The 13,705-nt window shown below is 65.8% G+C and carries 14 protein-coding genes; 10 read left to right on the top strand and 4 right to left on the bottom strand.

The window, feature by feature from the left end:
- Positions 1–111: 111 nt before the first annotated feature.
- Positions 112–618 carry a hypothetical protein gene (locus NU688_RS20375; protein ID WP_257862614.1) on the bottom strand — a complete coding sequence of 169 codons (507 nt, stop codon included), beginning with the start codon at positions 616–618 and terminating at the stop codon, positions 112–114.
- A gap of 60 nt (positions 619–678) precedes the next feature.
- A complete protein-coding gene (locus NU688_RS20370; protein WP_257862613.1) occupies positions 679–1,656 on the bottom strand; it encodes a tripartite tricarboxylate transporter substrate binding protein in 978 nt (325 codons plus the stop codon).
- Positions 1,657–1,970: 314 nt separating this feature from the next.
- Here NU688_RS20370 and NU688_RS20365 point away from each other — a divergent pair, with 314 nt between their 5' ends.
- Positions 1,971–3,176 carry a major royal jelly family protein gene (locus NU688_RS20365; RefSeq protein ID WP_257862833.1) on the top strand — a complete coding sequence of 402 codons (1,206 nt, stop codon included), beginning with the start codon at positions 1,971–1,973 and terminating at the stop codon, positions 3,174–3,176.
- Positions 3,177–3,255: 79 nt separating this feature from the next.
- Here NU688_RS20365 and NU688_RS20360 read toward each other — a convergent pair whose 3' ends face one another.
- Positions 3,256–4,173, bottom strand: coding sequence for a LysR family transcriptional regulator (locus NU688_RS20360; RefSeq protein WP_257862612.1), 918 nt, complete (start codon positions 4,171–4,173; stop codon positions 3,256–3,258).
- A gap of 268 nt (positions 4,174–4,441) precedes the next feature.
- Here NU688_RS20360 and NU688_RS20355 point away from each other — a divergent pair, with 268 nt between their 5' ends.
- From NU688_RS20355 to NU688_RS20345, 3 genes are all read left to right on the top strand, one after another.
- Positions 4,442–5,410 carry an oxidoreductase gene (locus NU688_RS20355; protein WP_257862611.1) on the top strand — a complete coding sequence of 323 codons (969 nt, stop codon included), beginning with the start codon at positions 4,442–4,444 and terminating at the stop codon, positions 5,408–5,410.
- The gene (locus NU688_RS20350; protein WP_257862610.1) at positions 5,407–6,543 is read left to right on the top strand and encodes an MBL fold metallo-hydrolase; all 1,137 of its coding nucleotides are present in this window, start codon (positions 5,407–5,409) and stop codon (positions 6,541–6,543) included. The genes NU688_RS20355 and NU688_RS20350 overlap by 4 nt, the downstream gene beginning before the upstream one ends.
- 144 nt (positions 6,544–6,687) lie before the next feature.
- Positions 6,688–7,380 carry a phosphoglycolate phosphatase gene (locus NU688_RS20345; protein WP_257862609.1) on the top strand — a complete coding sequence of 231 codons (693 nt, stop codon included), beginning with the start codon at positions 6,688–6,690 and terminating at the stop codon, positions 7,378–7,380.
- A gap of 3 nt (positions 7,381–7,383) precedes the next feature.
- On the opposite strand, the gene NU688_RS20340 is transcribed toward NU688_RS20345, so the two are convergent.
- Positions 7,384–7,983, bottom strand: coding sequence for a chalcone isomerase family protein (locus NU688_RS20340; protein ID WP_257862608.1), 600 nt, complete (start codon positions 7,981–7,983; stop codon positions 7,384–7,386).
- Between the two features lie 333 nt (positions 7,984–8,316).
- Between NU688_RS20340 and trpE the strand changes: the two genes are divergently transcribed.
- The 6 genes from trpE to trpD all read left to right on the top strand — a co-directional run bounded on the left by trpE (position 8,317) and on the right by trpD (position 13,690).
- Positions 8,317–9,819: an anthranilate synthase component I gene (trpE, locus tag NU688_RS20335; RefSeq protein WP_257862607.1), complete on the top strand. Its 1,503-nt coding sequence runs from the start codon at positions 8,317–8,319 to the stop codon at positions 9,817–9,819.
- Positions 9,816–10,208 carry a GxxExxY protein gene (locus NU688_RS20330; protein WP_124465528.1) on the top strand — a complete coding sequence of 131 codons (393 nt, stop codon included), beginning with the start codon at positions 9,816–9,818 and terminating at the stop codon, positions 10,206–10,208. Before trpE ends, NU688_RS20330 begins: the two co-directional genes overlap by 4 nt.
- A complete protein-coding gene (locus tag NU688_RS20325) occupies positions 10,205–10,789 on the top strand; it encodes an aminodeoxychorismate/anthranilate synthase component II (protein ID WP_257862606.1) in 585 nt (194 codons plus the stop codon). Before NU688_RS20330 ends, NU688_RS20325 begins: the two co-directional genes overlap by 4 nt.
- 122 nt (positions 10,790–10,911) lie before the next feature.
- On the top strand, positions 10,912–11,970 hold the full coding sequence (gene ltaE, locus NU688_RS20320; RefSeq protein ID WP_257862605.1) for a low-specificity L-threonine aldolase: 1,059 nt from the start codon (positions 10,912–10,914) through the stop codon (positions 11,968–11,970).
- Between the two features lie 16 nt (positions 11,971–11,986).
- Positions 11,987–12,646 (top strand): LysE family translocator, encoded by a 660-nt coding sequence (locus NU688_RS20315; RefSeq protein ID WP_257862604.1) that lies wholly within the window; start codon positions 11,987–11,989, stop codon positions 12,644–12,646.
- Between the two features lie 21 nt (positions 12,647–12,667).
- The gene (trpD, locus tag NU688_RS20310; protein ID WP_257862603.1) at positions 12,668–13,690 is read left to right on the top strand and encodes an anthranilate phosphoribosyltransferase; all 1,023 of its coding nucleotides are present in this window, start codon (positions 12,668–12,670) and stop codon (positions 13,688–13,690) included.
- The last annotated feature ends 15 nt before the right edge of the window (positions 13,691–13,705 follow it).

Genomic DNA, 13,705 nt, shown 5'->3' with positions numbered 1-13,705 from the left:
AGGACCGACAGGGTGATCCGGAACAGGCGGCGACAGGCCGCCCGCAGGCGTGCGGGAAGAAAAATCAAGTCGGTCTCCGTTCTGGAAAAGGGTGCGGGCCAGGCGGCTGCGTCAGGGCGGCGGCTCTTGCGGCGGACGCTCGACGGGTCTTGCCTCGGCGATCAGCATCGCCAGGATCACCAAATGCAGCAGGACGACGAAGGCGGCCGACCCCAGCATCAGCCAGCGGCTCCATGCATCGCTCGACCAGGCGCCGAAGCGGTCCAGCCCGAAGAAGTACCAGCCCGCGAGGGCCGCGATCGGCGTGGCGAGGGTCAGGCCGATCCAGAACGCCTGGGGCAGCGCGAACCGGGCGCGGCGCCGGTCGGTGTCGTGCGAAGGGTGCGGGCCGGGCGCGAGGCCGCCGGCGTGGGAGGTGGGGTCTGGCGGCATGGCGGCAGGTGTTTCGTTCGGATGAATTGCCTGTCTGCCGAACGAGACTGCCGGAACCCGCAATGCCGGGCCGAAAAAAATCATGGTGCACGAGATGGCCGCGCTCGCCGCGTGCATCGCATCGATCGTGCGCCCGACCGCGCCCTGCGGGGAATGCCTGTTCTTCTTTTTCTTCTTCTTCTTCAACCGCGTCGGCGGTGCGGCCGGCGCGACGCCGATGACGGCAAGCCCAAAGGCCGGCAGGGGCTATTCAAGCGAGATGCTGTTGTCCTTGACCACCTTGGCCCAGCGCCTGGACTCGGCTTCGATGACCTGGGCGAAATCTGCCGGCGAGCCGCCCACCGGCACCAATCCGAACTCGCTCAGGTACTGCCGGTACTCGCCCGACTCCGCGATGCGGCGCGACACCGCGCCCAGCTGGTCGATGACCGATTGCGGCGTGCCCTTGAGCGCGAAGACGCCGTGCCATGAATCGCCTTCGAAGCCGGGAAAACTCTCCGCCACGGTCGGCACCTGGGCCAGCGAGTCGAGCCTGCGGACACTGGACACGGCCAGGGGCCGGACCTTGCCGGCCTTGATGTAGGGCAGCACGTCCGCGATGGGCGAGAACGCCACGTCCACCCGGCCCCCGATCAGGTCGGTCAGGCCGCCGTCGCGATAGGGGATGTGGTTGAGCGCCAGCCCCGCGCTGTTGGCGAAATAGGCCATCGACATGTGGGGCACGGTGCCCATGCCGTAGGACGCGTAGCTCACCTGGCCGGGCCTCGTCTTGGCCGCCTTGATGAGGTCGGCCAGCGTCTTGTAGGGCGACTCCGTCGGCACCGAGACCACGAGCGGAATGGACAGCATGCGCGTGACCGGCACCAGGTCCTGCGGCTGGTAAGGGAGCTTCTTGTAGGCGAAGGGGTTGATCGTGACCGTGCCGCTGGCGGTGTAGAGCAGCGTGTAGCCGTCCGCGGGCGAAGTGACGACGGCCTGCGTCCCGACGATGGTCGACGCACCGGCCCGGTTTTCCACGATCACCGGCTGCTGCAGTTGCTTGCTCACCCGGTCGCCCCAGTAGCGCGCCATCACATCGGGCGCGGTGCCGGCGGGAAACGGCACCACCAGCCGGATGGCCTTGGTGGGGTATCGGTCCTGCGCGTGTACAGAAGCGATGGCGACCAGGCCGAGCAAGGCGGCCGTCGTGGCGGATCGCAGGCGAGTGGCTGGGATGCGGTGCATGCTGGTTGTCTCCGTTGTAATTTGATGCGGGCGATTGCATCGCCTATCCCGTGCGGCGCCAAGCTTCGAGGCGGGAAACACTTTTTCAGTGCGCGGGGGGGTGCATGCAAATCACCGCTGTCGGCGCGATCGCAGAACACGTTCTGGCCGCCGACGGATCGCCAGTCTCTGCCGGATTTCCCGGGATTCGTTGAAAGTGTTTCGTCGTTTCGCAGCTTTTCATGCGTCTGCGCCGCCATGACACTGACTCGCCGAGCGTCCGCGACACGATCGACGCCGGACAGCCCCCAACGACAGGAGACTGACAAGTGAACATGATTTCCCGCAGCCGCATGCGCGCCGTCCTGGCAGGCTTCGCCTGCATCTTCGCGGCCGCCGCTGCGCCGTTTTCCGCGTACGCCGAAGCCAACGCGAGCGATGCCCCCGCGGCGAAGCCGGAGCTCTATGCAGAACTCGATGCGGCCGGTGTCGGCGGCATCACCCAGTTGGGGAACGGCAGGATCGTGATCGGCTACCACCCCTTCTACTCACCGGCCGTGCAGGTCGCGCTCCTGAACGAGGACCGCAAGTCCACGACGCCCTATCCAGGTGTCGATTGGCAAAGTTGCAAGAACCCCGACGGCAGCTGGAAACAGGCGTTCGATCACTGCCTCGACTGGGTGCTCGGCCTGCACACGGACAGCAAGGGCATCCTCTGGATGCTGGACTCGGCCAAGTCGGTGGACAAGGCGGCCGGGCGGCCCGCAGGCCTGGTGCCCAAGCTGGTGGGGTGGAACACCCGTCGCAACAAGCTGGAGCGTGTCATACGAATCAGCGGTGAGGCCACGGTGACCGAGTCACAGCACAACGACTTCGTGGTGGACGCAAAGCACAACGTGATCGTTGTGGCAGACGAGGCCATCGGCGAAGACTCCAAAGGTACGGGCGACAAGGCCGCGCTGGTGGTCGTCGATCTTGCGACCGGCAAGAGTCGCCGCCTTCTGCAGGGGCACCCGAGCGTCCAACCCGTCAAGGAACCTATCCGGTGGGACCAGGGCACATCGACCGCCGGGACCTTCGCGCTTCATGTGGGCGTGGACGGCATCGCACTGGATCACCGGAGCGAATGGCTCTATTTCGCACCGCTGTCCGGCTACAGGATGTACCGCATTCGCATGAGCGACCTGCTCGATCGCAAGCTGGATGCGGCCGGGCTTGGCGCCAAGGTCCAGACCTATGCAGACAAGCCCTTCAACGGCGGCCTGTCGATCGACCGCGCCGACAACCTCTACCTCACCGAGGTCGGCGAACGCGCCATTGGCATCATCCCGCCCGACACCCGCAAGTACCGACGCTTCGTCGCCGATCCCGACATGGTGTGGCCCGATGGCGTGACCTACAACAGCGACGGCCACATGTACACCGGCGCCGCACAGCTGACATTGACGAGCGCCTTGCAAGCCGACGGCATTGCGAAGAACAAGGCGCCCTATCGGGTCTACCGCTTCAAGCCGCTCGCCGCTGGCCAGCCGGGTTTCTGATGTTGAGGCGATATCTGCTCGCCTGCATGGCTGTCTGCGGGTGCGTCGAAGCGCATGCGGCCTGCCTTGGCACGCCGACTTACGCGGAGGCTTTCAGCATCGGAACCTCCGCCAGACGAGCGGCAAGGAAATCGACCAGGCTCCTCACACGCAGCGGCATGAAGCGATTGCTGGCAAACACTGCGTTCAACGGGTAGTGTTCGCCGCGCCACTGCGGCAGCAGGCGCACCAGTTGGCCCGACGCCAGATCGTGAATCAAATCCAGTTCCGACTTGTAGAGGAGGCCCTCGCCCGCCAGCGCCCACTGGTGAGCGATGGCGGCGTCGTCCACCTCGCGATCGCCTGCCACCTTCACGCTCGCCCATTCACCATCCCGCTCGAAACGCCAGTCGACATACCGTGTGCTGCGCAGTTCGAAGATCAGGCAGTTGTGGCGATGCAAATCTTCGGGCGATCGAGGCGCGCCAAAACGCTCGAGATAGCGCGGTGACGCGCACAGCACGCGTCGCGTCGTGGCGAGGCCTCGCACGACGGCGCTCGGGTCCGTGGCCGCTCCGTAGCGCAGGGCGACATCGACGGGGGCGCGCAGCACATCGTGCACGCTGTCGCTGACCGACAGTCCCAGACGCAAGGCCGGGTTGGCCGCGAGAAACTCGTTGAACCATGGCAGCAATACGCTGCGAGCCAGGTCCGACGGCGCCGCGACGCGCACCATCCCTGACAACGTGAAGCTTTCCGACAGTGCCTGCGCCTCACCTTCGTCGATCAACGCCAATGCGCGGCTGGCATAGCCCAACAGGTTCTGGCCCTGGCTCGTCAGTCGGATGGAACGCGTGGATCGCTCGAAGAGTCTCGTCCCCAGTTGGCCCTCGAGTCGCTTGAGCATGCTGCTGGCAGTGGCCGGCGTCACCTTCAGCACCTGGGCGGCGGCGGTGAGAGAGCCAGTGCGCGCGGCCTCGACCAGGAGACGCAGATCTTCGACGTTCTGAATTTTCATCGATCTATTCGACATGGAGACACTGCAGCCGTAGCGGCCCGGACTGATCTGCAACGGCAGCGAATGGTATGCGGTTGCGCTCCCGTCGTCTCCCATTCTGTCGTTCTGAACGCATGCCCATCGCTGGGCGTGAGATCGGCCAGCAGCTCCATTCGTCCGCCGAGATTCGAAAACCATGCTCCGCCAGGAGCTCGTCATGGTCAATCTTGACAGTGTTCAAATTTGAGCTCAAACTCAATCTGAACGTTGTAAAGATAGGAGTGACCAAATGGAATTCGCAGCAATACGACAAAGCAGCCCTCGGGCCGACACGAGCCGGCGTTCGTGGGTCGCCGCAGACATTCCGGACCAGCAGGGCCGTCGCATCGTCGTCACCGGCGCCAACAGCGGGCTGGGTTTCCTGACCACGCTCGAGCTGGCCAGGCGCGGCGCGCATGTGCTCATGGCCGTGCGCGACATGGAAAAGGGGCGCAGCGCCGAAGCCGGGATTCGCGCGCAGTGCCCGGAGGCAAACATCGAACTGCGCCAGTTGGACCTGGCCGACCTCGATCAGGTCAAGGCCTTCGGCGAGCGCCTGTTGGCGGAAGGAACTCCCGTGGACGTCCTCGTCAACAACGCCGGCATCATGATGCCGCCGCGCACATTGACCCGGCAGGGCCATGAGCTTCAGTTCGGCGTGAACCATCTGGCCCATTTCGTCCTGACCAACCTGCTGTTGCCGCGCCTGCGGCAGAGCCGCGATGGCCGCGTTGTCACCCTCAGCTCGGACCTGCACAAGAGCGGGCATATCCATTTCGACGACCTCACCGGGAAGCAGGGGTACGGGCGCATCGCCTTCTACGCGCAGTCCAAGTTTGCCAATGCGCTGTTCGCACTGGAGCTGGACCGCCGGCTCAAGGCAGCCGGTGTGCCGATCAAGAGCGTGCTTGCGCACCCCGGCTATGCCGCGACCCATCTGCAATTGAGCGGACCCAGCGGCGTGCTGAAGCTGTTCATGCGCTTTGGCAATCGCTTCCTCGCCCAGCCAGCCGAGATGGGCGTCCTGCCCCAGCTGTATGCCGCGACCGCGCTCGAAGTCCAGGGCGGACAGTTCATCGGCCCCGACGGCAAGAACGAGAAAAAGGGCTATCCGACGCTCGTCCAGCCCGTTGACCGGGCGCGCGACCCCGATCTGGCGCGCCGGCTCTGGGAGGAGTCCGAGCGCCTGACCGGTGTGCACATGGGCCTGGCCCCATGAACGGGGCGCGCCGGCTGCGAAGCCGTGTGGCCTGCCTGACATTCCTCACGGTCACTGCCGCATGGGGACTGTCGGCATGTTCCGCGTCGCTCCCTGTCGCGCCAACGCCCCCGACGCAGGGCGAGCTGCTTTCTTCGGTCCAGACCTCCGAAGGGCGCTATCTCAACCCCAAGGGCAGTCCCACCGTCAGCAACACCTGGCGCGACCACGTGTCGCTGTGGTGGTGGGCTTCCTTCGGCGCCAAAGACGAAGAGCTCCGCCCACCTGTGCCGGCCGGACATGTGTTACCAACCGACCAGGCGCTGGCGATGCTGGCAGCCCAGGGCGCGCAGGATTCGCTGACCTGGCTAGGCCATGCCGCTTTCCTGATCCGGCTCGGTGGCCGGACACTCCTGGTCGATCCCTTTCTCAACGACTACGCCTCGCCCATCGACGGCATCGGCCCGCGCCGTTACGCCGGGCCGGCCATCACCGTGGACAAGCTTCCCCCGATCGATGTGCTGGTCATCTCGCACAACCACTACGACCATCTCGATCTGCGGGCACTGCGGCAGCTGCCGGGCAAGGAGAAGATGCATGTCATCGTCCCCGCAGGGCTGGGCGGCTTGCTGCGAGAGACCGGTTTTTCCAACATCACCGAAATGAAATGGGGCGACTCGCTGAAGCTGGATGGGCTCAACATCGTCAGCGTTCCCGCCGTGCATTTTTCGTCCCGCGGGCTGTTTGACCAGGACAAGTCACTCTGGTCGGGCTATGTCTTCGAGTCGCCCCAGAAGCGGGTGTACTTCGCGGGGGACACCGCCTATCACGACACGCTTTTCAAGCAGCTGCGCGCAACCATGGGCCCGATCGATGTGGCACTGGTTCCGATCGGCGCCTACGAGCCGCACAACATGATGGCGCATGTCCATGTCACGCCGGAGGAGGCCGTGGCACTGGGACGCGACATGGGCGCCGCGACACTGGTCGGCATGCACTGGGGGACGCTCGTCGTGTCGACCGAACCGCCGTTCGAGCCGCCGCGCCGGTTCCGGGCCGAAGGCCTTGCACAAGGTTATGCCGACAAGGCGCTCTGGGCCATGGCGATCGGGGAGACGCGCGCGCTGACCAGCGTGACCGCAGATCGTCGATGACAGCAGGGAGGACCGCAAAGCGTGAGCCTGCACTTTTTCAATTGAAGGCTTCCGCCATGGTCTGGCGTCCTTGGTATGTCTTGGACTCGGTTCTTTGATGCTCTGTAGAGTGAAGGGCGGTTTTCACAACTCCCTTTGTCTGTCTTGAACTCCATCAGCTTCGATCTCTCTCGCTTCGACGCCGCCATCGTCGACCTCGACGGCACCATGGTCGACACGCTCGGCGATTTCGCCGAGGCCCTGAATCGCATGTTGCGCGATCTCGAGCTGCCGCCGGTGCCGCCTGCCGCCATCGAACTGATGGTGGGCAAGGGCTCGGAGCACCTGATCCATTCGGCGCTGGTGCATGTCATGACGGCCGCCGGTGCGGCGGATGTCCAGGGCAGGGCACAGGCACTCTTCGACCGCGCCTGGGACCGCTACCAGCACCACTACCTCGCGATCAACGGCCAGTATTCGGCGGTGTATCCGGGCGTGATCGAAGGGCTGAAGGCGCTGCGCGCACGCGGTCTACGGCTGGCCTGCCTCACCAACAAGCCGACCTCGTTCGCCAAGCCGCTGATGGCCGCGAAAGGGCTGGACGGCTTTTTCGAGCTGGTGTTCGGCGGCGATGCCTTCGAGCGCAAGAAGCCCGATCCGCTGCCGCTATTGAAGACCTGCGAGGCGCTGGGCACCGTGCCGGCGCGCACGCTGATGGTCGGCGACTCGAGCAACGACGCCCGCGCAGCCCGGGCGGCCGGCTGCCCGGTCGTGCTCGTGACCTACGGCTACAACCACGGCGAGCCGGTGCGCGGCGTGGATGCGGACGGCTTCGTGGATTCGCTGGCCGATCTGTAGGCGTTAGGACTTGCCGAGCAGCGCGTCCTTGAGCTTCCAGTCGGCCGGGCTCGGGCCGAGCCAGATGCGCAGCAGCGCATTGAAGAAGGCCGGCTCCTTCACCGGATCGGGCTGCGGCACCCCGCGCACCGTGATCACCGTGCCGGTGCCCGGCAGCCAGTCGATGGTGAAGGTGTCGCCGGTCTTGAGCTGCTTCTGGTCCGCGAACATCTGGCCCATGCGCAGCAGGCCGGGGATCAGGTTGACCATTTCGCTCTTGGGCGAGTTCTCTTCCACGCCCTTGGTGAAGAGCTTGCCGAGTTCGTTGGCGTCGATGTCGCGCAGCATCGTGATGGCCACGCGCTTGGGGCCGGGGGCGGCGAGGGCCTCTTCGGTGGTGGAGACCTTCTTGCCGACGTAGAGGCCGGCCGTGTAGACCTTGAAGATCGCCTTGAAGCGCACGCCCGCGCCGTTGAGCTGCAGGGGCGTGCCGCGCAGGTCGAGGTGGTCTTCCAGCTTGACGCCGGCAACGTCCACCTGCGCGGCCGAGGCGCCGAGCGCCGTGGTCAGGCAGGCCAGAAGGGCGAGACGCGAGAGCGCGGTCGGGATGGAAAGTGCGGGCAAGGGGGTCTCCTTGAATTTGCGAACGGTCGTGCGAATGTATCTTTTTGTTTTACGTTTCGACCTTCGGGGGAACCCTGAAACCTGCCTTGTTGTGCGGTAGTGCGTTTTTCGTGGGCTAAACTCGCGCTTCCATGTTCGTTCATCACATCATTCAAACAGGTGAAGGCAGCCGGGGAGCCTGGCCCTGGCGTAGCCATACTTCGCTGACTGTTTGATTGCACGGCGCACGCCGTGCGCCCGCGGCGCCGGATCGATCCCTTCGACTCCGGGCCACCAGTGAATGACCTTGCCACCGACCAAAGGAGCGTCGGCTGGCAACTGGAGAACGAATCCGTGATCACCGAACTTGAATTCAAGAGCCTCAGCGCCCAGGGCTACAACCGCATCCCGCTGATGGCCGAGGCCTTTGCCGACCTCGAGACGCCTCTTTCCCTCTATCTCAAACTCGCGCACTCGCAGGGCGGCGGCAAGCACAGCTTCCTGCTCGAATCGGTCGTCGGCGGCGAGCGCTTCGGGCGCTACAGCTTCATCGGCTTGCCGGCGCGCACGCTGTTGCGCGCCAGCGGTTTCGGAGCCGAGGCGGTGACCGAGGTGGTGACCGACGGGCAGGTCGTCGAGACCGCCGCCGGCAACCCGCTCGACTTCGTCGCCGAGTACCAGAAGCGCTTCAAGGTGGCGCTGCGGCCGGGCCTTCCGCGCTTCTGCGGCGGTCTTGCCGGCTACTTCGGCTACGACACCGTGCGCCACATCGAGCGCAAGCTCGAAAAAAGCTGCCCGCCCGATACGCTCGGCTGCCCCGACATCCTGCTGCTGCAGTGCGAAGAACTCGCGGTCATCGACAACCTCTCGGGCAAGCTCTACCTGATCGTCTACGCCGACCCGAAGCAGCCCGAGGCCTACGCCAACGCCAAGCGGCGCCTGCGCGAGCTGAAGGAAAAGCTCAAGTACTCGGTGAGCGCGCCCATCGTGAAGCCCACGCAGGCGCATCCGCCCGAGCGCAGCTTTGCCAAGGCCGACTACATCGCGGCCGTGGAGCGCGCCAAGGAAATGATCGCCGCCGGCGACTTCATGCAGGTGCAAGTGGGCCAGCGCATCAGCAAGCGCTACACCGAGTCGCCGCTGTCGCTGTACCGCGCGCTGCGTTCGCTGAACCCGTCGCCCTACATGTACTACTACCACCTGGGCGATTTCCACGTGGTCGGTGCGTCGCCCGAGATCCTGGTGCGCCAGGAGAACACGGGCGAGGGCGAGCAGAAGATCACCATCCGCCCGCTGGCCGGCACGCGACCGCGCGGCGCCTCGCTCGAGCTCGACAAGGCCGCGGAGGAAGAACTCATCAACGATCCGAAGGAACGCGCCGAGCATGTGATGCTGATCGACCTCGCGCGCAACGACATCGGCCGCATCGCCAAGACCGGCACCGTGAAGGTGACCGAGGCCTTCGCGGTGGAGCGCTACAGCCACGTGATGCACATCGTGAGCAACGTCGAAGGCACGCTGAAGGACGGCATGACCGCCATCGATGTGCTCAAGGCCACCTTCCCGGCCGGTACGCTGACCGGTGCGCCCAAGGTGCATGCGATGGAACTCATCGACCAGCTCGAGCCCACCAAGCGCGGCCTCTACGGCGGCGCCTGCGGCTACATCAGCTATGCGGGCGACATGGACGTGGCGATCGCGATCCGCACCGGCATCGTGAAGGACCAGATGCTGCATGTGCAGGCCGCGGCCGGCGTGGTCGCCGACTCGGTGCCCGAGCTGGAATGGAAAGAAACAGAGGCCAAGGCGCGCGCACTCCTGCGTGCGGCCGAACTGGTCGAGGAAGGCCTGGAATGAGCACCGCACCGGATATTCAGAACGATTTTTCGCACGAGATCATCGGCGCCGCAGTCGAAGTGCAGCGCGTGCTCGGCACGGGGCTCGACGAGGGCGCCTACGCCGCGGCGCTGGCCATCGAACTGGCCGAGCGCGAGATCGGCTTCACCCGCGATGTGGCGCTGTCGGCCACCTACAAGGGCCGCTCGCTCGGCGAGGTGTACCGCGCGGGCTTCGTGATCGAGCAGTCGGTCATCGTCGAGCTCAAGGCGGTCGATGTGCTGACCGATCTGCACCGCGCGCAGGTGCTCGCGGCGCTGCGTCTCTCGGGCCTCAAGCTGGGCCTTCTGATCAACTTCAACGTGTTCCCCGTCGTGAAGGGCGTGCACCGGATTGTGAGCAAGCCATGAAACTGCTGATGATCGACAACTACGACAGCTTCACCTACAACATCGTCCAGTACTTCGGCGAGCTGGGTGCGGACGTGCAGGTGCATCGCAACGACGAGATCACCGTCGAGCAGATCGGAGAGCTGATCGCCTCCGGCGTGACCCGGCTCGTCGTTTCGCCCGGGCCCTGCTCGCCGGCGGAAGCGGGTGTGTCGGTAGCCGCCATCGAGGCCTTTGCGGGCAAGCTGCCCATCCTGGGCGTGTGCCTCGGCCACCAGGCCATCGGTGCGGCCTTCGGCGGCAAGATCATTCGCGCGCAGCAACTGATGCACGGCAAGACCAGCGAGATCACAACCACGCAAGAGGGCGTGTTCGCGGGCCTGCCCGAGAAGTTCATCGTCAACCGGTACCACTCGCTCTCGATCGAGCGCGAGAGTTGCCCGAAAGCATTGGCTGTCACCGCGTGGACCGACGACGGCGAGATCATGGGGGTGCGGCACACCGGATACGCGCACGACGTGCGCATCGAAGGCGTGCAGTTCCACCCCGAATCGATCCTCACCGAGCACGGCCACGCCATGCTCAAGAACTTCCTGGACTGACGAGCATGGCTCTCCCCCAGCCTTCGCGCACTTCGTGTCGCTTCGCCAACCCCCTCGCCGGGGGCAATACCAGCGGCCCGGCAGAGCCGGTTCCGCGGTATTCCCACTAAGGATCCAAAGACATGTCGACCTCTCATTCCATCGTTGATCTGCGCAGCGACACCGTCACCCAACCCACGCCTGCGATGCGCGAGGCCATGATGGCGGCGCCGCTCGGCGACGACGTCTTCGGCACCGACCCGAGCGTCAACGCGCTGCAGGAAAAGATCGCCGCGCTGTTGGGCTTCGAGGCGGCGCTGTTCGTGCCGACCGGCACGCAGAGCAACCTGTGCGCGATCCTCTCGCACTGCGGCCGCGGCGACGAATACATCGTCGGCCAGCAGGCGCACTGCTACCGCTGGGAAGGCGGCGGCGCCGCGGTGTTCGGCAGCGTGCAGCCGCAGCCGCTGGACCACGCGCCCGACGGCACGCTGCCGCTCGCGCAGATCGAGGCGGCGATCAAGCCCGACGATGCGCACTTCGCGCGCACGAAGCTGCTGGCGCTGGAGAACACGCTGGGCGGCAAGCTGCTGCCGTTCGAATACGTGCAGGCTGCAACGGATCTTGCCAAGAGCAAGGGCCTGCAGCGGCATCTGGATGGCGCGCGCCTCTTCAACGCCGCGACCGCGCAGGCTGCGCTGAACAAGCGCAGCGACATCCGCGCCGAGGCTCGCCGCATCGCGCAGTGCTTTGACAGCGTGTCGGTCTGCTTCAGCAAGGGCGTGGGTGCGCCTGTCGGCTCGGCGCTGGTCGGTTCGCGCGAGTTCATCGCGCGGGCGCACCGCATCCGCAAGATGGCGGGCGGCGGCATGCGCCAGGCGGGTCTGCTGGCTGCGGCTGCGTCGCATGCGCTCGATCACCACGTCGATCGCCTCGCCGACGACCATGCGCTGGCGCAGCGCCTGGCGCAGGGGCTCGAAGGCATCGAGGGCCTCGCGGTCGAGGCGCCACACACGAACATCGTGTTCGTCGACCTCACGGGCGCGGCGCAGGCGCGTTCGTCGGAACTGCTCGCGAGCCTCAACAGCCAAGGCATCCTCGCGACAGGCCTCTACCGCCTGCGCTTCGTGACGCATCTGGATGTTGACGCAGCCGGCGTGGACCGGGCGGTTGCCGCGATCCGCGCGTTCTTCAAGTCCTGAGACCCGCGAGGACGCGATGCCTGATCTTCCCCATCTGCTCGCCTTCATCGCCGCCGGCTGGCTGCTGAACCTCACGCCGGGGCCCGACGTGCTCTACGTCGTGACGAACTCGCTGCGCTCCGGGGTGCGCGCAGGCATCGTCGCGGGGCTCGGCATCACCGCCGGCTGCTTCGTCCACATCTTTGCCGCGGCGGTTGGCGTCGGCACGCTGATGGCGACATCGGCGGCGGCTTTCACGGTGCTCAAGTACATCGGCGCGGCCTACCTGCTGTACCTCGGCGTGCGCATGGTGCTGTCGCGCCCGGCGCCGCCCGCCGATCTCGGCAAGGCGGCCGCAGCGGGCGAACAACGCAGCCTCAAGGCGATCTTCCTCGGCGGTTTCTGGACGAACGTGCTCAACCCCAAGGTGGCGTTGTTCTTCCTGGCCTTCGTGCCGCAGTTCATCGCGCCCGGTGCCGACGACAAGGCGCTGTACTTCGTGCTGCTGGGCGTGCTGTTCAATCTCAACGCCATCCCCCTCAACGTGGGATGGGCCGTGGCGGCCGGCTGGATGGCGCGCCGCGGCGCCGTGCAGAAGGGCATGCACTGGCTCGACCGCGCGGCAGGCGTCCTCTTCATCGGCTTCGGCCTCAAGCTCGCGTTCACCGACGCACCGGCCGTTCGCGTCGGCCACTGACATCTACCGAGGAGACTCACCATGATCACCCCCCAGGAAGCGCTGCAGCGCACCATCGAGCACCGCGAGGTCTTCCACGACGAGATGCTGCACATCGTGCGGCTCATCATGAGCGGCGAATGCTCGCCCGTGATGATGGCCGCGCTGATCACCGGCCTGCGCGTGAAAAAGGAAACCATCGGCGAGATCACCGCCGCCGCGCAGGTGATGCGCGAAGTGTCGACCAAGGTGCCCGTTGCCGACACCACGAACCTCGTGGACATCGTGGGCACCGGCGGTGACGGCTCGCACACCTTCAACATATCGACCTGTTCGATGTTCGTCGCGGCCGCGGGCGGCGCGAAGGTCAGCAAGCACGGCGGGCGCAGCGTGTCGAGCAAGTCGGGCAGTGCCGACGTGCTGGAATCGCTGGGCATCAACATCAACCTGAAGCCCGAGCAGATCGCGCGCTCCATCGAGCAGTGCGGCATCGGCTTCATGTTCGCGCCCAACCACCATCCGGCGATGAAGAACGTCGCCCCGGTGCGCAAGGAACTCGGTATCAAGACGATCTTCAACATCCTCGGGCCGCTGACCAACCCCGCGGGTGCGCCGAACATCCTGATGGGCGTGTTCCACGCCGACCTCGTGGGCATCCAGGTGCGCGCGCTGCAACGCCTGGGCACCGAGCACGCATTGGTGGTCTATGGGCGCGACGGCATGGACGAAATTTCGCTGGGGGCCGCCACGCTGGTGGGCGAGCTCAAGAACGGCGAGATCCGCGAGTACGAATTGCACCCCGAGGACTTCGGCTTCGCGATGTCGAGCAACCGCGCGCTGCGTGTGGAAACGCCCGAACAGTCGAAGGCGATGCTGCTGGGGGTGCTCGACAATCAGGCCGGCCCGGCGCTCGACATCGTGCTGCTGAATGCCGGCGCGGCGCTGTATGCGGCCAACGTCGTCGACTCGGTGGCCGCCGGCGTCGTACGCTCGCGCGAAGCTATCGCCTCGGGCGCGGCGAAGGCCAAGCTCGCCGAGCTGATCAAGGCCTCCGCGACCGTCTGAGCCCTGCAGAGAAAA

Source organism: Variovorax sp. ZS18.2.2, assembly GCF_024701975.1.
Lineage (GTDB): Bacteria > Pseudomonadota > Gammaproteobacteria > Burkholderiales > Burkholderiaceae_C > Variovorax.
This window is presented reverse-complemented; position numbering and strand designations above follow the sequence as displayed.